We start from the raw sequence: 20486 nt of genomic DNA on the forward strand, positions 1-20486 counted from the left end.
ACTAAAGTCCAATGGCACAGAAAAAGGCTTAATCACTCCCTCCGTTTAGCTTTCAAGACAGAGCGAGGTTCCTGCATTCGAGCATACGGTTTCTGCCTGGGTTTCCAAACACTAGATTCAGAACGCTCAGGTCGAATCGTAAGTAAATTAGTTGCCACCTGTTCCAAAAGTAATTGACGCCATTGTCGCTGTTGGCATTTTCCTGTAGTTGCCAACAGCATCAATAACAGATTCAACTGCTGCCTGGTTGATTGGAATGAGAGTTGAAAAACTGTATTTTCTGACAAAGATACAGCCTGCCACATAATGGTACGTAATCAAGTGTAAGCTAATCAGTATGTCCAGATTTCTTTTCTCACCATCACCGGAGTTTTAGCTGTTAATATCTCCATTTTTAACGTGGTTTTGAGATAGCGTCAATTAACTGCTGCCGACCAACGAAACCCATATAAACAAGTCAACTTTTTAACAGTGTACCGTTTTGTATCCACCAATATTGTCACTACAATGATACGCTCAGCTCTAAAGCCACGGCGCTTAATTCGCCATACTTTCCGGACGATGAAACTAGACGGCCATGCCTCGAGTTCCTCCAAAGTCATGTGGGTTGGGACAATGTTGGGGCTGATTCCCGACGACTTTTTGAGCGCCAATTCCCAACTTTTTTCCCCGCCCTTAAGTCAGTTTTACGGAAATGATTTTTACGGAAAACAGCATCTGCTCCTGGCTGTTTCACCACAAATAAATCGACATAATTATCATAAGCTTGCTATGGCAATATCACATCGTCGGGGACTAAATTTGCATAAATTAAAAGGCTGAGCACAATCTCACTGCTCGCCTGCGTTAGCTATGCCAGCGGATACCACAGCCAAGCGTGAGCAATCAAAAGAGTACCACTATTTTAGCGATGGTTCATCCACACCCAGCTTTTTGATTGCTGTGTTGCGGATACTCGGCTTGATTAGCAGCAGTATGATTCATCAACACTGTTGTCCCATCTAGTACCCGCACCCGTCGTCCACACCATTGTTGTTCTATGGGAACTTGCTTTTCTCTCTTCCTCTGCGACTATGGGTACTAACTGTTGAACGAGTTGATCTGGTAGTCGCTGACGAGCTTTACTGTATGCCCCGGTATCAGAAGAAGGAGGCTGGACTCCGGCGGCACTGAGCCACGTACTCATCCGCTTCACGGCCCCACTCAAACTTTTGTCGGGAGCGAGTACCTGGGATATCATCGCCCACAATGTGACTATCGGTGTGTAGATGCTTTGGTCGTAGGTGATTTTCTCATTCGCTAGAAGCTCTTGGACTAACGAATCTGGCAGCAGCTTCTCCCAAGGTGAGGCAACGCTCGGCAAAAATTGTTGTTTAAGAATGCACGCACGATTTGGCATAATGGAGAGAGATATTTTGGTTGGTCGGGCAATTATGTAGATATTGCCTTACAGATTTTTTGGGGTTCACTTTTTCAGTGCCATTGGGCTAAAGTCCTCACTACGAACCGGATCGATCGTCCTCAAGCGCTAAGCGGAGGAATTTGACCGGGCATGATATCAAGTATCATCAGGTAACGGTGGCAGTAATGCCTCTAATTGCACCAGTAAACCAGGCAAAACACTTGTAACAAGATTCCAAATAACTTCTGGTCTCGCTTGGTCATAACGGTGAACTAAAATATTGCGTAAGTTAATCGCATTTCGCCAATCAATTTCGGGATGAAACTGCTGAAACTCGATCAAAACTCTGCGAGCTGCTTCGCCCAAAATCCCCAACTGCCGCTCTACGGCACTTTGCATAAAAACACTTTCCAGGTAAGTGTCGTAAGAAGCATCAGTAGTAAACTGTTGAATCCGACGGATTGCTTGCTCCATGCCCCAAAGTGAAGCACTATCCCGATCGTTCGCTGGCATAAATCACTCGATGCGTTTTCAAAATGTTCGATCGCCGATAGGGATTTTCTAACCGATTCTTTTCAACCAAATCCACAGAACGATGAAATAAATGCTCTATCTCCTCCTGTATACCCAATAAATGAGACAGCGTGAGGTGGTGCGAGCGCTCGTAAGTAACTAATACATCCACATCGCTATCAGGGCGAAAATCATCCCGCAGCACCGAGCCGAACAGGGCAAACTCGACAATGTTCCAGCGCTGGCAAAATTGCGCGATCGCATCTAAAGAAACTTTTAGGCGATCGCTCACTACATATTGTAAATCCGTTTGTAACTCAATCATGCGCGAGTCAACCTCAGACTACAAAATTCAGAGAATCCAAGCATTGCTATAGCAGGCGCTAATTTACCACACTTGAGCATCCCAGACACATTTAAGTTTTCGCTGCAAACAAAATTTACTAGACTTACTGATAAGATGAGAGGAGCTAGATTGAGAGGTCATCTTATGTCGCCGATAAAACAACGCCTTCTAGAAGCGATCGAACGGACTCCTGAATCGCTTTTAGAGCAAACCCTGACATTCCTGGAATTTTTGACCAGTCGGACACAGACCGCACTCGCCCCAGACTTCGACTCGGATTTTGACTCAGACACCGACTCCAACGACACAATCCTCGCTGACCTGAAAGCCTCCCTCCACCAAGCCAAAGCGGGACAAACCTTCCCCATCGATGAGCTCTGGGACGGCATCAATGTCTGATATGCCAGTCCAACTCAAATTCACGGCACTCTTCAAACGTCGCCTCAAAGGACTCGCTAAAAAGTAGCGCCAAATTCAAACCGATGTTAAGCCCGTCCTCGATCAGATTATCCAAGGAAACTTCATCGGAGACCAGATTACAGGCATCCCATACACCGTTTACAAAGTCCGGGCTAAAAACAGTGATGCCCAAGTTGGTAAGAGCGGTGGCTATCGTTTGATTTATCAAGTTGAATCACCGACCAGGTTGTTTTACACCTGATTTACTCGAAATCAGAACAAGCAAACGTCTCGGCCGAGGAAATCCAAACTGCGATCGCACAATACCACGCAGAACCAGGCGAATAAGACTTTTTTCAAGTCTAAACTTTGGATATCGCCGACATTGATATCAGATATGGCCCAAGTCCCGACCTTCTGGCGGTAGCAGTGTATCTTTGAGAGTTGACACAAATTTTTTAAACTTGTGCTAACTCTTGACTACATACTGACTAGAGTGAAAAATATGCAAAAACGCCAGCAACAAACCAACCAACTTATGAACTTTTCAGAAAAATCAGGGGGCAAAAGTCCCACATCCACAAAAACCAACCCAACAAAGAATCTCGGCGTCGGAGGATTGCGGAAATTACTGCTCGCCGCCGGAATAGCCTCTGTGTGCGCTAGCTGTCAAAATCCTCAAGCACCCACCGCCACAACTCCCGGAGGAAGTCCCGGAACCAGTCCCGCAGCCACTCCCGTCGCAGTCAGCAACCCTGGAGACCCAAATACTGTCAAAATTGTCTCCATGCTGCCGATGACAGGCAGCGCCTTGGGTCAAGCTCAAACAATGGTCAACGGTATCCAACAAGCCCTCGCCGAAACCAACTCGAAAGCTTGCGACGGCAAAATCCAAATCCAATACGAAGTTTACGATGACGCCACCGCCGCCGCCGGCAAATGGGACCCTGCCCAAGTAACGTCCAACTCCAACAAAGCCGTGGCTGACGGTTCGGTAGTTGCCGTCATCGGTCACTATAACTCCGGTGCAGCCAAACTTTCCATTCCCGTGCTCAACCAAGCTAACATCGTCATGATCAGTCCGGCGAACACTTATCCGGGACTGACTAAACCAGGAAAAGGCGAAGCCAAAGAACCCAACGTTTATTATCCCGCTGGCACTCGTAATTTCACCCGCGTTGTCCCCGCTGACGACCTTCAAGGTGCTGTAGCTGGCAACTGGGCGAAATCTTTAGGCGTGCAAAAAGTCTACATTCTAGACGACCAAGAACTCTACGGCAAAGGCATCGCTGACGTTTTTGAAGCAACTTCTAAAAAGTTGGGAATTCAAGTCCTCGGAAGAGAGGGAATTGATATTAAAGCTAGCGACTATAAGGCGTTAATGAATAAAATCAAAGCTTTAAATCCCGACATGATTTACCTTGGAGGCACTACTCAAAGCAATGCGGGACAAATAATTAAAGACATGAGAAATGTCGGAATGACGCCTGATGCGGTTAAGTTCATGGGGCCCGACGGCATTAAAGAGCAAGCTTTAATTGACGCGGCAGGCAAAGATGCCGAAGGAGTTTACGCTACTTTTGGTGGCTTGCCTCCTCAAGAATTGACTGGTGCGGGTGCGAAGTGGTACACAAGTTACAAGGCAAAATATAATGCTGAACCGGAAGCTTATGCAGCTTACGCCTATGAAGCTGCTAAAGTTGCGATCGGCGCAATTAATAAAGTTTGCAAAAATGACCGTGCTGCTATCCGCGAAGCTGTCTTGGCAACTAAAGATTTTAACGGGGTACTCGGCACTTGGAGTTTTGACACCAACGGCGACACGAGCTTGACTACAATGTCAGGAAATGTTGTTAAAGGTGGCAAGTGGGAGTTCGTGAATGCGCTCAAGACGGAATAATTAGTCAGTTGTCAGTTGTCAGTTGACTGTTGTCAGTAGTGATTTTAACTGGTTCCTAGGCTCTGCTTAGGAACCAATGTAACTCTTGGTCTGCTGGGCTTTCCGATCCGAAAAATTGGAGGTAGAGCCTCCGAATCCGCGTTTCTAATATCTGCCTAGAAACGAGTAGAGTGAATGTTCCTAATGCCCAATGCCCAATTCCCAATTACTCAAAAACATGAAGAACTGGAAAAGTATTCTCTTATATCTAGGTGTAGTTTATATAGTTTTGCTATTAGGCCCGATCGCAGGATTTGATTTGCCAAAAATTTTAGGAGAAATAGCCAGCAGTCCTGAAGTTTTGATTCAACAATTGTTAGTGGGTTTGGTGAACGGGGCGCTGATTGCAATTATTGCCTTGGGTTACACTATGGTTTATGGCATTATTGAGTTAATCAATTTTGCTCACGGCGATTTGTATATGTTGGGTGCTTTTGCTTCCCTAACCGTATTCGGGGCTTTTGGGATTCAAGATGGCGCACCTTTAGGTATTGCTATACCAGTGATGTTAGTCGCTTTAATTGTATGTTCGGTGTTTTGTGCTGGACTGAATATTGTTGTCGAAAAGTATGCTTATCGACCGTTGCGAAATGCTCCCCGTTTGGCTCCTTTAATTTCAGCAATTGGAGTTTCTTTTATTTTCCAAAATATGGGTCTGTTTTGGGGAGGATTGAAAGCTTTTATTCCAGTGATGGGTTCTAATTCGGCGGCTCCGAAAAGCTTTCCCGATTTGTTGCCGCGAGTTGATATTCTAAAGTTTTTGGGAATTCAAACGAGTATTGTATTTACTACGAAAGATTTAATTGTGTTGGTAGTGGCTGTGGTATTGATGGTTTTGCTTCATGTTTTTGTCCAGTACACTCGTCTGGGAAAGGCGATGCGGGCAACGGCTCAAAGCCGCGATGCTGCTAAAATTATGGGGATTAATGTAGATCAGATTATTGCTTTGACTTTTTTGATTGGGGGAGCTTTGGCGGGTTCGGCTGGGATTCTGGTTGGTTTGTACAACAATACTATTGTTTTTACGATGGGGTTTACGGCGGGTTTGAGGGCTTTTACGGCGGCGGTTTTGGGGGGGATTGGCAATATTGTCGGGGCGATGTTGGGAGGTGTTTTGATTGGGTTGCTTTCGTCTTTGAGCGATCAGTATTTGTCGAGTCGCTGGACTAATGCTTGGGTATTTGGGGTTTTGGTGGTGATTTTGGCTTTTCGACCGGGCGGTTTGTTGGGCGAGAATGTTCAGGAGAAGGTTTGAAGTTGCAGGGTTAAAATAAGGGCAAGAGACATTTAAGTATATCTAAAAAAACATCGCACCCAGACCCCCGACTTCTTTAAGAAATTGGGGAACTAAAAGCGATCGCATTTTACATTTTAGGTTATTTTACGTTTTAAATATTCCCTGGTTTGAGCCAGCCAAAAACTTCGCCTAAAGTCAACTGCATTTCCGGCATAAAATTGGGCATCGGAAGTATATCTGTTGGTTCTTGCAAGGAAATAGGCTGCTGCCTTGCGGGATAGGCTAAAATGTTTTTTTCATCCGGATCGAGCAACCAACCCATCTGACAACCGGCATTCAAACAGTGCAAAATATTGTTTGTGACTTTGGTTTGGCTTTGGGCTGGGGACAAAATTTCTATTGTCCAGTCTGGGTAAGCATTAAATGTATTGGCAATTTCGCCGTCAGCGTCTAGGGGAATGCGATTCCAAACAAAAATGGCGACATCGGGAACAATAGAACGTCCGCCAAAGGTGCAGCGAAGTTCTGGTAGGGCTAGGGCAATTTGCGGTTTCTCTGCGATGTCGTTGGTGACTGTTACGAGTCTGCCTTGTAGTTTGCTGTGTTTTCCTTGTGGCATAGGTTTTTGTACGATCGCACCTTTGATGTATTCGCTAGCGGGTTTGGTTTCTGGGAGTTGCAAAAACTCGTCCAGGGTGATAGTTTTTTGAGGTGCTTGTACCATATAGTGATCGCCCGTTTGAAGTGTGTTGGGGTAACAGTTCCAGTATATAGCAGTTGAGAGTTGACAGTTGACAGTGACTAATAACTAATGACTAATAACTAATGACTAATGACAAATCAAATAATCCAAGCAATTAAATCGAGCGGTATTTTAGGGGCGATCGCCTCTTTGACGGTTTTGTTATTCGGCGGTTGGAGCGGCACCGTGATCGGCTGGCTGATGGGTACGGCTGCAGGGTTTATGAGCTGTCAGAATCAGAAAATTTACAGCCCAAAAATGGGTGCGACTATCGGCAGTTTCGCGGGAATGGGGTTGGGAGTTTGGCTGTTAATTGCGAGTGTGGTAGAAGGGGTTTTGATTAGACCTTTTTCTGGTCAATCTGCTGTGGCTTTGCCGACTACGCTGCTGTACGGGATTTGCAGTTTGACGATCGCAATTTTGACCGCTACGTTAATGGGTGCTTTGCAGGGTTTGCAGGGGGAACGCCAGCGGCTGGCAACTCTGGTGACATTAGCTTTTATTCTAATTCTGTTTCCGTTTATCGACATTCAGGCTCAGACTGGCTGGATTGCTACTGTAGTACAGATTCAAATCTTTATTATGTTGGCGCTGGGTTTGAATATTACTGTGGGTTTTGCGGGTTTGTTGGATTTGGGATATGCGGCGTTTTTTGCGATCGGCGCTTACACGACGGCTTTGCTATCTTCTGGACAGTTAAATATTACTTGGAATTTTTGGGTGGTACTGCCGATCGCGGCCGGTGTAGCTGCGATCGCGGGTGTAATCCTGGGTATTCCGACACTGCGACTCAAGGGCGATTATTTGGCGATTGTTACCCTCGGTTTTGGCGAAATTATCCCGGTTGTCTTTAGGAATTTAACCGCAATTCGGATTGACGAACCAGTCTCGAAGATTGTTGCGGCTGTTTTGGGTAAACCCGAGTTGGTGCTGTGTCTGGTTGGGTGCGATCGACCTTTTAACCTCACCGGCGGCGAAGCGGGAATAAACCCGATCGGGCGTCCATCTCTCCCCATTATCGGCACTTTCAGCACCGGCAACTACTTTCCCTGGTATTACCTAATTTTACTGTTAGTTGTCTTTGCTTACTTCATGATTTCGCGACTGCGAGATTCCCGCTTGGGGAGGGCGTGGAATGCCATGCGCGAAGATGAATTAGCGGCTAGTGCGATGGGGATTAACCTGGTCAAAACCAAACTTTCGGCTTTTGCGATGGGAGCGACGTTTTCGGGCTTTGCAGGCGCATTTTACGCCGCCTATATCAGCGCGATTTTTCCCAGCGTTTTCGATTTCTCGGTGTCGGTAATCATCCTGTGTATGGTGATTTTAGGCGGTTTGGGCAACATGACCGGGGTGATTTTGGGCGCTATCATTATCATGTCTGCCGATCGGCTTTATCTGCCACAATTAGCGCAAGTCCTCAAGGGTTTTCTGAATACTTTTGTACTCCCCAGAATTGCAATTCCCCAGTTGCGAGACTTTCTGGCCACCAGTTTAGACCCGATTCAAATGCGCTTATTCCTATTCGGCCTAACTCTTGTTGTCATGATGATCGTGCGGCCGGAGGGGCTGATTCCTGATAAGATACACCAAGCTGAACTGCATTCGGATGCTGAAGCGAGCAATGAGTCTTTAGCCGATGCCAGAAGTCAATAAATAGGTAAGAGCAAAAACCATAGTATTTTGTAGGCTGGTTTAGCTAAGAATCTAGGATACAAGGGAGTTTATGAGTTTGAAACTCCCCTCCCCATCTAATGTTTATTTGTAACCAACTACTTAGTAAGGGTGAAAGATTAGCGATGAAAAATGTAACTGGTACTGCTTTTATCGTTGCGGAATTTAGAGCAGAAGAGAATGAAGAGGCAATTCCTCTTTATACTGATCATGTAGTAAAAATATGGCTCAATGAGGAAACAAAAAAAGTAGCTAGCCACATAGCTCAAAGCTCTCCCGCCGCTAAAGAAATGGTTAAGTTGCGGACTAAATATTTTGATGATGTTTTGTCAAACCAAATTTTAGGAGGTTGCAAACAAGTAGTTATTTTAGGTTCGGGTTTGGATAGTCGCGCTGCTAGAATTAATGGAGAAGGAGTGATTTATTTTGAAATAGACGACCGCGCGACTCTTCAATTAAAAGAAGAAACTCTCAAAGCTAACAAAGTTACTGCCAATGTTTGCTACCTTCCCGGCGATTACGTAAAAGACGGTTTAATCCCCTTGCTGAAACAGAGTGAATTTGATTTCGCTCGACAGACATATTTCTTGTGGGAAGGCAACACAACTTTGGTGGACAAAAAAGATGTAATATTTGTATTAGAACAAATTCGCGACAATGTTCCTAATTTTCGAGTGTCCTTTGATTATATGTCGGAAAAGGTAATTTTGAGAACGACGGGCTACCAAGATATCAATGATTACATAGATAAATACGAAAGTATGTATGCACCGTGGATTACTGGGTTTGAAAAGATTGCCACTTTGGCTGACGAACTCCATCTCAAAGTTATTGAAAACTTTTCGACTGCCGATTTATATGCACAATATCGCCCTCGACGTTCCCTAGAATCTAATCTTTTTAAGTTCTATTTTGTCTGTACGTTAGAAAATGTAGTAGGGGGCGTCAGTCAAGAGATTTGACTAAACTCAAACAATTTGCTGCTGACGCATTTTATCAAATCAAAGACGATCGCACTTTGTCTGTACGCTATAAAATGCAGGAGGGTGCGTCAGTGATTTCTTGGACCATCGCAAACCATTTATTAGGTCAAGCGAATTCGTAAAGAATCAATAAGGTCATGTTTAGCCAACCAATCTTTTACCTCTGGCGTTAAAAGTCCCAGGGTAGCACCCTCATTCGCAGCCTCTTTCAGAAAACAGAGCACTGCTTCAGGAACCTCATCAGAATTTAAGCCATCCCAGCACTGCTTTAATTCCTCAATTAGCCGATCGACTCTTTCAAAATCCTCACTGCTTTCGGGAATTGAGTTTGATTCCTGAATGTGCCAATCTAAACTTCTAATCCGTTGGACAGTTGGCTTAAATGCCGAAACTTTATCCAATACATTTAGGATTTCATTATTAGTGCTGGGCATTTTTTGACTGCGATAGAGCCACCAAGATTGATTCAATTGCTCTCTCAGAGAATTTTGTAATTGCTCTATCCTAGAAGTGAAATTCTTTTTGTTGTTAAAATTTTCATTGGGTATAATCCATTCAGGATTTTTTTTAAATTCTGCCTCAACATTAGCAATAAATGTGAGCAAAATCTCAGCCTTTTGAGTTAAATGAAAATTGGTAATTCCTTTTTGGCGAAAAGCTCTCAAAGATTGAACAAGAGGTATAGTTTCAGCGACAGCTTGCTCAATCTGTTGTTGTCTAGATTGAAAACCTTGCAAATTTTTTGCATCTTTCTGAAGATTACTTTTATATTGAGATAACTTAATCAGTTGAGTGGATTTTTGTAAAATCATACGATCTCTCCTTTAATTTCAGTAATTAGATTTCGCAGTTTAGCCAATCCATCTTCAATAGCCCTATGGCAAGATTCTACTGTTGCACCACCAGACACTTCTAAATCTTCAATGCGGTTATTCACCTCGGTTAGAGAAGCATCAAGAAAATTGTTAGTGCTGCCGACAAATTCGGAAGCCTCTGTCATTGCTTTTTGATGATTTTCGCTGAGATACTTAAGCAGCTTGCTCGGTTTACTATCGGGATTATCTTTCTCAGCTTGCACGCGCTTCATTGTTTCTAAATAGCTAGAAATCCCAACTCGTTTAAACTGTTCCAATACTGATTTTAGCTCATAGACGCTCTTTCTGCCTCCAAGTACACCAGCTTCTTGCGAGCTATCGATCGCCTTTTTTACTAAATCGGTAACATCTTTTTTCTTGATGTCTTCCCCTAATTCAGCTACTAGAGAATTGTAAACAGCAAGTTGGCGATCGCACTCTTCCTGAATCGCTTTTTCTAGCAGCTCATCCGCAGCTTGACGCGCTTTCTCAATTTCGGGAAACTTTTCTCGAACATCTGTCGGAATTTCACATTGAGGTTGCCAAGATTTGCTAACCTGTTTCAATGGGTCGAGGATTTGTACAACATCAATAATCTGAAATTGTTTAGAACTTCCTTTTGTGCAAGCCGTGCGACTTTTAACAATTTCTAGTAAAGCCTCGCGGTGGTTTTTTAAGCTATTAAATAGCTTTTTCCAGTTAGCTGAACGATTTTCTAAATCTTTTGCTTCTAAATCGAGAAACAAACTATTAATCAAATCTTCAATCGAATTTGTAGGATGTCCGGCCATTGTTGCTGCGATCGCCAGTAGCTCAACAGCCGCAGGGACAGGGTTCCAGGGTTCCCCAGACTCGCGGGGATACAGGCGAATTTGCTCTAAAACATATTGACTCCATTTTTCCAGTTGTGTGGCATAAGCGCGAAAGTAGCTAGATCCCTTGGGGAACTTCCAATGCTTGTAATGGTTGTATTGTAAAATGCCTTGGAAGGCGATCGCGCTTTCTCGAAACTCATCAGGATCGTCAGGAGTAAGAGGAAGAGATAGTTTAACTCCAGAAATCGTCTCCCTCGTAACTTTTGGGCTGTAAAAAATTAAGTTTCGGCGCTTAAAGTATTTACTATCGCTAGCAGCAAAACTCCCCTGAAGTAGCATTTCTGTATCCCATTCTATCCGCTCAACAATAGCTGAGTAAATCAACGGGCGCAGTTCTCCACCGATATCCTGCGGGAGAATTTCTCGGTTATTCCAGCGATCGAGAATTTGCAGTTGATTCGCCAACTTATCGGGAATTTTTTCAGTTTGAGATTGTGGCTCAACTCGATAATTACTAACCGAAGTCCTAGAGTCTTTAGCCTGCGAAGCTGAGGGTCGAACTTTGGTCTGCTGCACCTTCACGCCAAGTGCAGGAATATCAAATGCGGAGTGAATTTCTGGGCGAAAATCACAAAGCTCGTTACTATCCGTCCACAAATCGAGGAGAGTTTGGCGGCGATCGTAATTTTGGGGGTCTTTGGCTTTAATATCTTTCTGAAACATTGTATCCAGCAACCTATTGCCAAAGTGTTCCCGCACAGAAATAGCAGGAAAATTTCCCTGCTCAATATCAGAAATAGAATTTTCTAGAGTCCACTTGAGAACATCTCTAATCAAAAATCGAGGTTTAAAAGTTTCGGGGTTTACCCTGGCAAGCATCTGCTCTAAGGCTTCAGGCGTGAAGGGATACAAACCAAAACCGTCCGCTTCTCCAAAACCTGCATGACAAGCTAGTTTGTGTTCGCATTCATTGCAAGCACTACTTAGTGCTGTTTTATCTGAATCTTCATAATTGCGAGACTTAGCCCAATCTTGAATTATTTTATCCTCCAAACGCACCGCGTTGAGATATCGAGCCACAAATTGTTTGATATCTGCATAATCCACTAAAGATTGTTGTTTTCCAACTGTACCGACATCGAGATTAACGCTAAAAGTAATCCGTTGTTTTACAGTATCTAACCTCAAACCGTCAAAATATCCCGTAGTACAAGCTAGCGCCGTTCGCATCGCGCACAAAGATTTGCCTCCGGCTTGTTGCGGTCTCGCTAAAACTGCTTCTAAAACTTCGCGGTCAATTCCTTGAAATTTGGCAAAATCTTCAATCAGTAAAACTAATTCTACTCCTTCTTCGGCTAAAGCTTCGCGAACTTCTCGCATTAATCTTTGCAAGTCTTCCCGTCCGAGGCTCAAAACCTGAGCGATCGCTTCATCTAAATGACGGTTCAACCAATCTACAGTTGCCTTTTGGATATTCTCATGGTTGATTAAAAAGCCATAAAAATCCTGTGCTTGCTTCCCAGCTTTTTTTGCCCAGTCTAAAACATTTAGAGGCAAGTCCTCAAGCGAAAATTGCCGCCGTTCTTCAACAATTTCTACCGTATCTCGATGTCCGAGAATGTGGATAACTAATTGATGGACGATCCCTCCATCCTTTAGCCAGTATTCTCGGAAAAATGGATCGTATAAAAAAGAGTCAATTACATCAACCAGGTAATATTGTTCATCAGAAAGCTGAGTGCGATCGCCCCGACCATTTGGGCCAACCGCAGCAGCAAGCTGATTCAAAAGTTGTTCCCGCGCTTGTGCTTCAGTCAAGGTGCTAGTGGCTCGATTTAAACGCTGTCGGTATTCATCGAAGGTTGCTCCTGCCACCCCTTCTAATATTAAACTGATAATATCTTTGAGATTCGTTCCAATTTTGGGAATCAGCAAAACTCGACGCTTCTGTGTCGATTCAATATTGGCGGCCAGCCAGCGAATCAGGTGAGATTTTCCTGTCCCAGAACTTCCTAAAACTGGTACGAAAGCGAAATCTTGTTCAGCCAGAAAATCTTTGAGAAATTGTTCCTCAGTGTAGCGAACTCGCGACGGCACTTCGATAAGTTCCTGGCGGTACATGGCGATCGGATGGTGAGTTGCCAGAAATATACTATCTGCTGTTTGGGTAGCTTCCAAACCCATCACGCGGCGAACGCGCTCCACATCCCAGCAAACAAATTTTGTAAAAGTCATAGTTCTACTCCCCTCCAAATAATATGAGAAAATCCTGCTTCATTGTCGGCACTTGGAAAGATGAATAAATCGGCATCCGACTCTTTTTTAAGCTGGATGTAACCATCATCCTCAAGGCGCAATAAAGCAAAAGCCGTGCTAGTGGATAAATGATTGGGTAAGCGAAAACCGATTTTTTCCTCAACCTGTTCTCGAAATTTGCCACTTTCAAACACCGGGCATTTTTTAGCTAAACGATCGACAAACTCTGCGAGCGAAAGTTTAGCTTGTACTTCTCCTTGAAATAACTCTTTTAAATTTCGTCTGAGATAAGCAGTTGGCTCAGGAACTATTATTTTGTTCCCTCCTAAAGCATGGCCCCAAGCAAACCCTAAATAACACATCCAGTCCGCGACTTGACCGAACAGAGTATTGCTGGATATTTTCAAATCTAAAGACTCAGCAACTCTCTGTTCTGCGACACGCTGTTCTACTTCTTCCCACGTACCGGGAGCATCATAAATATCTTGGGCTAAATACCATGCTATTAAGCGACCTAAATCTTCTTCATCTTCATTATCAGAAGCGAAAAATAGCTCTACCAGCGTATTCGGTAAGAACTGATCGCCAGTTTGAGGATGTCTGGATGCTTCGGGAAGATGACCATTTATAGCAATCTCCTCGTTTTCTTCGATTAATAAGTCGCACTTGATACTTTCTCGCAGTGCAGCATCAAACATCGGATGTTCCGCACTTTTGTTTCTCCCTTCTGATAATTTCTCTGGAGAAAGCAGGCGAGTGAGTTTTTCCCTGTTTTCACGCTGCTTGGGGACTTGAAGCAAATATCTAAATATGCCTCGCATTCGGCTAGGAGTAGCCAAAGCAGTTTTTAATACGCTCATAAATTAACCTCCGTGCAAAAGTGGTTAAACATAAAGTATTTACCTGAAAAAATATCGATCAGCTTGCGGTCACTACGACTGGGATCTCGTGTATCTAAGGGAAGCACGATAATCAGCGGCGCCTCAGAATTTCTGTTTGGTGACAGATAGTTGTCAGGGAGCCTCTTTCCGGGCGGATGAAAGATGAGGGTAGGAATGCGCGGCATCAGAATGGGTTGGTATTTTTCAAACACAAAGAGAAAAGGATCTGAGATTAGATTTGGTTCTTTAATAAATGTACTATGAAATTCGTGAGTAACAACTAAATTCCTAATTCCCTGATTCCTCAACCATTGAAAAAATTTAGGGGTTTTGACTTTCCAATTTTTCTCCTCCATAGATTCATAGAAAATCAGCATTAATTTATCTCCGGCTAGCAATCGTTCTAGTTCTTCACCTACCCAAAAATTAGGCTTTTGCCATACAGGTGATGGGGCGGGCATAATTCCCGAAAATCGTGATTCCCCCTTTTTTCTGCACACAGGACATCCACCACAAGCAGGAGAAATCCTAACCATTTTTCTCGGTTCTGGTATTGCACGATCGCGTATTGTGTAAGCTTCAGCTAATATTTCCGAAATACAGCGTTTTGGTCGTAAAGCCTCGCGCATCAATTCCAAATTTTTATAGCTCCAGTTTTGGCGGTGTTGGCGAATTGGTTCTACTTTATTTCCCCAGGTTTGGGCTTTCAGATGCGATTCATCTAAAATACGAATAAATCGGGATTCTCGGTGCAGTTTCCGCGCTTTTTGATAAGCGTCTTTCGATTCAAAATTTTTTCTTAGCGGCGGTCGTTCGGCATCCATTTCGATTAAACCAGCCTGACTCATCAGCGTTAAAGTACAGATGTTCCACTCCTGATTCTTTTTGCTGTTCATGTCAATATCTGCTAGTTGGAAAGATGGAGGAGTATTGACACGAACGCGAAACCGACCATCGGAAATAGTTTCTTTGCTTAAAAACATACTTTGCCACCGCTGCAAACCCCGTTCGATCGTAATTGCAGAGTTTTCATTAAGATACTTGGCAATTTTTATGTCTTCCGTGGTATGCAATGTGAGCGAGATGGCTGCCTTGCCATCTCGACCTCCTCGACCGACTTCTTGATAGAAACGATCGATAGTTTCTGGGATGCAGGCATGAATTACTGCCCGAACATCGGACTGATCTACGCCCAATCCGAAAGCCGAAGTAGCAACGACTATATCAACTCGTCTCTCGCGCAAGTCTTGAATCAATTGAGAGCGTTCTGCTGCACTAGAATCTCCGGTCATAATGGCACACCGCTTGAATCCAGCACGCAACAAATCCTGTTCCCATCGCCTCACATCTTGCCGTTTTGTGGCGTAAACAATCAGAGGGCGAGGGAGATGATAAACAGCTTCAATTAGTCGCTCTTTTCTGATTTCTTCACTTTCACACAAAGCAAACCAGTAAGAGGGTTCTGGTCGCAACTGCACGGCAGATATCACTTGAAACGGGCCGGGTTTGCCGAATAAAGTTTCCAGGGTATCCAAACAGGATTCGGTTAAGGTTGCAGTCAGCAATAAAGTCGTAAAAGAAGTTAAACGCAACAAGTCTCTTCGCAAGCCGGGAAGTTCTTGAAATTCTGGGCGAAATTCATCGCCCCACTGCTCGACGATATGAGCTTCATCTATTACGAAATACCTCAACTTTTTTGACATTGCGGCTTCATAAAGAGAGGGTGCAAGGGAACTCATCAAGCTTTCGGGTGAGGTGAAAACGATGCGCTGGGTGCCGTTGCGAATGCGATCGCGAATTTCTTGCCGTCTCTGTTGTCCTTCCTCAGACTCATCGCCATAATAGGCAGTTGGATGGTTAACAAAACGTTTTAAAGCTCGTTCTTGGTCGATCGCTAGTGCTGTAGTCGGCACAACAATGACACTGACACCACCAATTTGCGATCGCAAAAGCGCTGGCAATTGAGCGCAGAGACTTTTTCCCGAACCCGTAGGCAGATTAATCACAAGTGTCGCACACTCAGGAGCAGTCAAAACAGCACGAATTGCTTCACGCTGCCCTACACTCCGATATTTCTTCAAATCCACCAATTCCAGAAACGGATCTCCCGCTACAGCCTCGTAGTTACGGCGAATTTCCTCTTTAAATACGGGTTTGTCTGGATGATATTGTTCGGAAAAATCCAGCCAATTTGGTTGCCAAGGATCAGCGCTAATTAAATAGTAATCCGAATCTTCACGCAAAATATTGATACCGCTTTGCCGCCAAATTTCGCGATTCGGGAAAGAAGAAGTCCGACGTACTTCTATAATTTGGGGCATTCCGCCCTGTAGCTCATCTTCTCGCCGCAATACGTGACGCACTAAAGCAGCAATATCCCCTTTTCCCGGCGCGTCAGGAGTTCCCGCAGCAGCCAAAGCATCAAGCAAGCGCCTGTAACAAGTTTCTGAAAACTGACTTGTATCAGCAGGAATCTTACCTGTTTGAAGAATGTCTCTTAACTCTTGGAAAAAATCAGCCATCACTCATCCCCCTCTTTCAGAAATTGAACGGGAACTCGCCCAGAAACAATGATGAATCCTACAGAATCAAGCTGGATTCGGGGATGGCGAATTCCTTCTAAAATAGCTTGACTTAAAGCATTTTCTGTGTTGACTTCTTGCGCTAATAATGAATGCGAAGTTTGTTGGCTTTGAGCTAAGCGGTTAAGACGCAGGCGCAGTTGAGCAAGTCTTTTTCCTAGTTTCTGTTCGGCAATTTGGGCCTGTTGTTCGCAGAGTTCGATGAAAGAAGTGCGATCGCCCAACAATGTTTCAGAAGTGCGACGCGCCTGATGACAAAATTCTTGCCAATTACTAGCATCAATAAACTCATTCAGAATCGGCAATCGACTTTTCGCTAAGTTGTAATCTCGGCATGGATGACTGCTTTTACCTTTATAGGGACGTTGCAGGATCTTCACAAGTGCTTCATCTTCAACAATGCTCATTGGTTCATGCCGAGCATCCATGAAAATTGTCTCTATAATTGGGGGAAGTAGCGCATCGGTACGTCGCTTTAGAGCCTTGTATTTGGTATTATCTATCCCAAAATCTGTTAAAACTTTTTGGGCTATCTCTAAATTGGCTTCGACTATATAATTAAAGCGAAAACCGAACCATTCCATCCCTTCCCCAGCATCCCAAGATTCATCGCACCGCCAGATTGCAAATGCTTGACCCCTGTCATCCCAATGGATATAAGATGCTAGTGCTTCCACAAATCCTTCCCCAATACGGTAGAGGTTGACACCAGGATATTGAGTTGATATTCTCCGGTTATAAGTACCAGAGGGTTGTGCATAAGCAGCAAAGCGAGTTTGCAGATCGTGGATGGGAATTAGAGTGCGCTTAGTAGGTTGATAACGCCCTACTTTTTCTAAATTCGGATCGTCAATTTGTTTGAAGTGCAGTGCTTGACATATCCAGTCTTCTGTTGCTCGTTTAATTTCCTGATGGCGAGCATCATAATCATCTAAAGTTTGAAAATATTGGGTAGCGTTTTCATCCTGGGCATCTATTTCATCTAAAGCGTTTTGTTCGCTAATTTTTACCTGTTCTTCAGCAATTTCTTGTTGGATAGTCCCTATCATTTCTAATAGTCCACTAGCACCAGATTGAAACATAGTGGTTAGCAGTCCTGGTAATTTTTCATCTACATAAAACTGGATACTGGCAATTGATTGATGCAAGATGCCGAAACCGTCTTTTAATAATTGATACCAAGCATCGTGAGGGCTATCCTCTAAGTCTGAGCCGGCGAATACTGTAAATTGAACATTTAAAGGGCGACCAATGCGATCGATCCTACCAATCCTTTGTTCTAAACTATTTGGCGACCAGGGAAGATCGAAATGAATCATCCAATCAACAAATTGAAAGTTCCGACCTTCTTCTGCAGAGGAATCGCAAACAAGGATAAAACAATTTCGGTCAGTTTTGAACTGGTTGAGGCTTTTCTCAACATGAGAACGAGACAGTCCTAATTGATGGCTAGCTACAGATGCCTGACCAAAGGTATCTGATAAGCACCGGAAAATTTCAGCGCCTGTTTGGGCAAAACTGGTGAAAATGACAATTTTAGGTAGGGGATTTCCCGATACCGGTCGGCGAATTTGCTGTTGCACCTGTTCGAGCAATTTATGAAGGTTGCTGCGATAAGATTGAAGTTTAAAAGTTTCTGAAAGATGATAAAGTATGACTATTTTGAGTAAGTCGAGGCGAGATCCTTCTTCTGAAGGTTGCTGAATAATCCTTAGTAAAGATTGCAAAATCTGGTCTTCCCCATAAAATTTAGGGGTTTCTGTCAGAATGCGGATATTATCAGCACCAAATTCTTGAATCAAGGCAGAATGGGAGATGCCGCTTAAACGGGTTTCGAGCACTTGCGCTAAAATCCCTAACCAAGTCCCGCTAGCACGGAATAAAAGGAGAAAAATTTGCTGATATTGTTGTTGGTTAGGAGCGACTGTGCGCCATTCATCAATTAGTTCGTGAATTTCGGGCGATCGCTCATCTAAGTCATACTCTACTTTTGGTGTCACATTTCGGGCAAAAATTACATCTTCCACCGCAGCGCGACGGTTGCGGAGCATTCTACGGTGTAACCGATAGGTGTCGCTGATGTGGGTGCGAATCGATCGCACAATTCCATCTCGATCGGCCGGGAGTGTTTCTTTAGAAAGCAAACAATTTTGTAATTCGTCTACGAGATTTAGCAGATATTTATCTTCAGCAAAAAGGTTTCGCAGTTGGTTGAGGTTAGTTTTAAGCACAAACGGATTTGCTTTCTCTTTAAATGAGAGTAAAACTCGACCAATTTGTTGGCGGTTTTTCACCCTCGCACGAAAACCTTCTAAATCATCAAGTTGATAGGTGATCGGATCGAGTAGGTGCAGCATCGCCAGGAAATCTTGCTCGTGATTGAGAACTGGAGTTGCAGATAATAGAAGTAGGCGATCGCTTTTATGAGCGAGGTGTTTGCAAGTCTCGAAACGCCTGCGCTTTATCGAATCTGAAGAGGTCGCCATTGCTGCAATATGATGTGCTTCATCTAAAATCAGGAAGCCCAAATCGGCATGAGGGCTGACTCGATCGACATCCTCTACTGCAAGTACCTGGACACTATTGTCCAAGTCAGAGACATAGAATTTATGTTCTAATTCTTGAAGCCACTGTTCCCGCAGGTATTGCGGTACAAGCACCACTGCACGTCCCTGCGGTTCATCGAGGAGATACTGGCGAAGAATAGCACCTGCTTCGATCGTCTTTCCCAGTCCAACTTCATCAGCTAAGAGGTAACGTTGAATGGGGTCTTCGAGTACGCGGCGGACAACTTCAACTTGATGGGGATAAAGGTCAATATTGGCAGAAATCAGCCCTGTCATCCCGCGACTGACAGCGCGTTGTTCGATGAGACACTGGACAAAAGCTAAACGTCGATCGTGAAAGTAGGGCGTTTCTTGACCTTTCATCGCTAGAGTTTCGATTGGGTCATCGATGGGTAGGTTGCAACGAACGTAAATTTCCTGTTCAGCAACTAATGCTATCTTTTTATCGGGTAGATCTATTCGATACTGACCTTTGTCTTCGTCCCAGTCAAAAATTCGGCCAATTATCCATGTATCCTGGCTTTCTGGCTGGATGTAGCATCGTGTCTGAGGCGGGAGTTGAACTCTATAAAGCGAAGTTAAGGGTAAGGTTTTTTCAAGGCGTTGCCCAATTGAGCAGAAGTATTCAACTGTTGCTGTAGAGTAAGATATCTCGGTAACTTTTCCGATTCCGAAGTCGTTGTTTGGCGATTTTTCTGCGGAGACGCTTCGCGATCGCACCAGCAAACCAAGCTTTATCATAGTTCCGGCCTCTACATTCCCTCTTACTAGAGTAGCCCATACCCATGAAAAACTAGCAGTGTAATTTAATTTTCCACCCTTTTTGTCCTTACACTGGTAGTGCCCTGAAGGAAAGGATCAGAGTACGTTATGATTAGAGAAGTGTTTGCCATAGCGTGATATGACATTAGAAATTAATTGTTGCCCTAATTGTGGTTCTGAAGAAGTTAGTCGAAACGGTCAAACTCGGCATCATAAACAACATTATAAATGCCGAGAATGTGGTCGTCAATTTGTTTTAAATCCGGCATGGAAACCTATTACAAAACAACAAAAAGAGTTGATGTCACGGATGCTACTTGAACGTATTTCTCAGGCGGGGATTGCTCGGGTACTACAAGTGTCAGAAGATACAGTGCAGCGATACGTTAATAGCCAAGCCGCTGCTGTTAAGAAGCAAGTGGAGGTGACTCCCAAGCAAAAAAAGCGCTTGAGTGTTCAGATGGATGAGTTATGGTCATTCGTTGATAGTAAAGGAAATCAGCAGTGGGTCTGGCTGGCATTGGATGCCCAGAC

The 20486-nt window shown here is 44.0% G+C and carries 14 protein-coding genes and 1 pseudogene; 6 read left to right on the top strand and 9 right to left on the bottom strand.

What is annotated here, in order from left to right; translation table 11 throughout:
• Positions 1–32: 32 nt before the first annotated feature.
• The 3 genes and pseudogenes from QUA03_RS28990 to QUA03_RS06555 all read right to left on the bottom strand — a co-directional run bounded on the left by QUA03_RS28990 (position 33) and on the right by QUA03_RS06555 (position 2240).
• Positions 33–1399, bottom strand: a pseudogene (locus QUA03_RS28990) (IS4 family transposase).
• A gap of 159 nt (positions 1400–1558) precedes the next feature.
• Positions 1559–1915 carry a HepT-like ribonuclease domain-containing protein gene (locus QUA03_RS06550; protein ID WP_333210672.1) on the bottom strand — a complete coding sequence of 119 codons (357 nt, stop codon included), beginning with the start codon at positions 1913–1915 and terminating at the stop codon, positions 1559–1561.
• Positions 1893–2240: a nucleotidyltransferase domain-containing protein gene (locus tag QUA03_RS06555; RefSeq protein WP_333210674.1), complete on the bottom strand. Its 348-nt coding sequence runs from the start codon at positions 2238–2240 to the stop codon at positions 1893–1895. The genes QUA03_RS06550 and QUA03_RS06555 overlap by 23 nt, the downstream gene beginning before the upstream one ends.
• Positions 2241–2405: 165 nt before the next feature.
• Here QUA03_RS06555 and QUA03_RS06560 point away from each other — a divergent pair, with 165 nt between their 5' ends.
• The 3 genes from QUA03_RS06560 (at position 2406) to QUA03_RS06570 (ending at position 5854) form a co-directional block, all read left to right on the top strand.
• Positions 2406–2660: a hypothetical protein gene (locus tag QUA03_RS06560; protein WP_333210676.1), complete on the top strand. Its 255-nt coding sequence runs from the start codon at positions 2406–2408 to the stop codon at positions 2658–2660.
• A gap of 538 nt (positions 2661–3198) precedes the next feature.
• Positions 3199–4560: a branched-chain amino acid ABC transporter substrate-binding protein gene (locus tag QUA03_RS06565; RefSeq protein WP_333210677.1), complete on the top strand. Its 1362-nt coding sequence runs from the start codon at positions 3199–3201 to the stop codon at positions 4558–4560.
• Positions 4561–4750: 190 nt separating this feature from the next.
• Positions 4751–5854 (top strand): branched-chain amino acid ABC transporter permease, encoded by a 1104-nt coding sequence (locus QUA03_RS06570; protein WP_333210679.1) that lies wholly within the window; start codon positions 4751–4753, stop codon positions 5852–5854.
• Between the two features lie 133 nt (positions 5855–5987).
• On the opposite strand, the gene QUA03_RS06575 is transcribed toward QUA03_RS06570, so the two are convergent.
• On the bottom strand, positions 5988–6560 hold the full coding sequence (locus QUA03_RS06575; RefSeq protein WP_333210680.1) for a Uma2 family endonuclease: 573 nt from the start codon (positions 6558–6560) through the stop codon (positions 5988–5990).
• Between the two features lie 108 nt (positions 6561–6668).
• Between QUA03_RS06575 and QUA03_RS06580 the strand changes: the two genes are divergently transcribed.
• Together QUA03_RS06580 and QUA03_RS06585 are read left to right on the top strand one after the other, a co-directional pair.
• A complete protein-coding gene (locus tag QUA03_RS06580) occupies positions 6669–8234 on the top strand; it encodes an ABC transporter permease subunit (RefSeq protein ID WP_333210682.1) in 1566 nt (521 codons plus the stop codon).
• 143 nt (positions 8235–8377) lie between these two features.
• Positions 8378–9214 (top strand): SAM-dependent methyltransferase, encoded by an 837-nt coding sequence (locus QUA03_RS06585; RefSeq protein ID WP_333210683.1) that lies wholly within the window; start codon positions 8378–8380, stop codon positions 9212–9214.
• A 122-nt stretch (positions 9215–9336) separates the two neighbouring features.
• Here the strand turns inward: QUA03_RS06585 and QUA03_RS06590 are convergent, their stop codons facing one another.
• Genes QUA03_RS06590 through dpdE form a run of 5 tightly spaced genes read right to left on the bottom strand, consistent with a single transcriptional unit; the run spans position 9337 to position 19931 of the window.
• Entirely contained in the window at positions 9337–10047 is a 711-nt protein-coding gene (locus tag QUA03_RS06590; RefSeq protein ID WP_333210685.1) for a hypothetical protein, read from the bottom strand.
• Entirely contained in the window at positions 10044–13139 is a 3096-nt protein-coding gene (dpdH, locus tag QUA03_RS06595; protein WP_333210686.1) for a protein DpdH, read from the bottom strand. Before dpdH ends, QUA03_RS06590 begins: the two co-directional genes overlap by 4 nt.
• Entirely contained in the window at positions 13136–14020 is an 885-nt protein-coding gene (gene dpdG / locus QUA03_RS06600) for a protein DpdG (RefSeq protein WP_333210687.1), read from the bottom strand. Before dpdG ends, dpdH begins: the two co-directional genes overlap by 4 nt.
• Positions 14017–16563: a protein DpdF gene (gene dpdF, locus QUA03_RS06605; protein WP_333210688.1), complete on the bottom strand. Its 2547-nt coding sequence runs from the start codon at positions 16561–16563 to the stop codon at positions 14017–14019. Before dpdF ends, dpdG begins: the two co-directional genes overlap by 4 nt.
• Positions 16563–19931, bottom strand: coding sequence for a protein DpdE (gene dpdE, locus QUA03_RS06610; protein WP_333210689.1), 3369 nt, complete (start codon positions 19929–19931; stop codon positions 16563–16565). Before dpdE ends, dpdF begins: the two co-directional genes overlap by 1 nt.
• A 160-nt stretch (positions 19932–20091) precedes the next feature.
• Here dpdE and QUA03_RS06615 point away from each other — a divergent pair.
• A partial coding sequence (locus QUA03_RS06615) for an IS1 family transposase (protein ID WP_333210690.1) occupies positions 20092–20486 on the top strand: 395 nt, incomplete at its 3' end.

The sequence above is a fragment of the Microcoleus sp. S36b_A4 genome (assembly GCF_036700645.1).
Taxonomy (GTDB): domain Bacteria; phylum Cyanobacteriota; class Cyanobacteriia; order Cyanobacteriales; family Microcoleaceae; genus Microcoleus.

Bases quoted from the DNA above. Each gene is read 5' to 3' on its own strand.
- QUA03_RS06575 (WP_333210680.1), bottom strand. From the start codon at position 6,560: ATGGTACAAGCACCTCAAAAAACTATCACCCTGGACGAGTTTTTGCAA.
- QUA03_RS06580 (WP_333210682.1), top strand. From the start codon at position 6,669: ATGACAAATCAAATAATCCAAGCAATTAAATCGAGCGGTATTTTAGGG.
- dpdH (WP_333210686.1), bottom strand. From the start codon at position 13,139: ATGACTTTTACAAAATTTGTTTGCTGGGATGTGGAGCGCGTTCGCCGC.
- QUA03_RS06585 (WP_333210683.1), top strand. From the start codon at position 8,378: ATGAAAAATGTAACTGGTACTGCTTTTATCGTTGCGGAATTTAGAGCA.
- QUA03_RS06590 (WP_333210685.1), bottom strand. From the start codon at position 10,047: ATGATTTTACAAAAATCCACTCAACTGATTAAGTTATCTCAATATAAA.
- QUA03_RS06565 (WP_333210677.1), top strand. From the start codon at position 3,199: ATGAACTTTTCAGAAAAATCAGGGGGCAAAAGTCCCACATCCACAAAA.
- QUA03_RS06555 (WP_333210674.1), bottom strand. From the start codon at position 2,240: ATGATTGAGTTACAAACGGATTTACAATATGTAGTGAGCGATCGCCTA.
- QUA03_RS06560 (WP_333210676.1), top strand. From the start codon at position 2,406: ATGTCGCCGATAAAACAACGCCTTCTAGAAGCGATCGAACGGACTCCT.
- QUA03_RS06570 (WP_333210679.1), top strand. From the start codon at position 4,751: ATGCCCAATTCCCAATTACTCAAAAACATGAAGAACTGGAAAAGTATT.
- dpdE (WP_333210689.1), bottom strand. From the start codon at position 19,931: ATGATAAAGCTTGGTTTGCTGGTGCGATCGCGAAGCGTCTCCGCAGAA.
- QUA03_RS06550 (WP_333210672.1), bottom strand. From the start codon at position 1,915: ATGCCAGCGAACGATCGGGATAGTGCTTCACTTTGGGGCATGGAGCAA.
- dpdF (WP_333210688.1), bottom strand. From the start codon at position 16,563: ATGGCTGATTTTTTCCAAGAGTTAAGAGACATTCTTCAAACAGGTAAG.
- dpdG (WP_333210687.1), bottom strand. From the start codon at position 14,020: ATGAGCGTATTAAAAACTGCTTTGGCTACTCCTAGCCGAATGCGAGGC.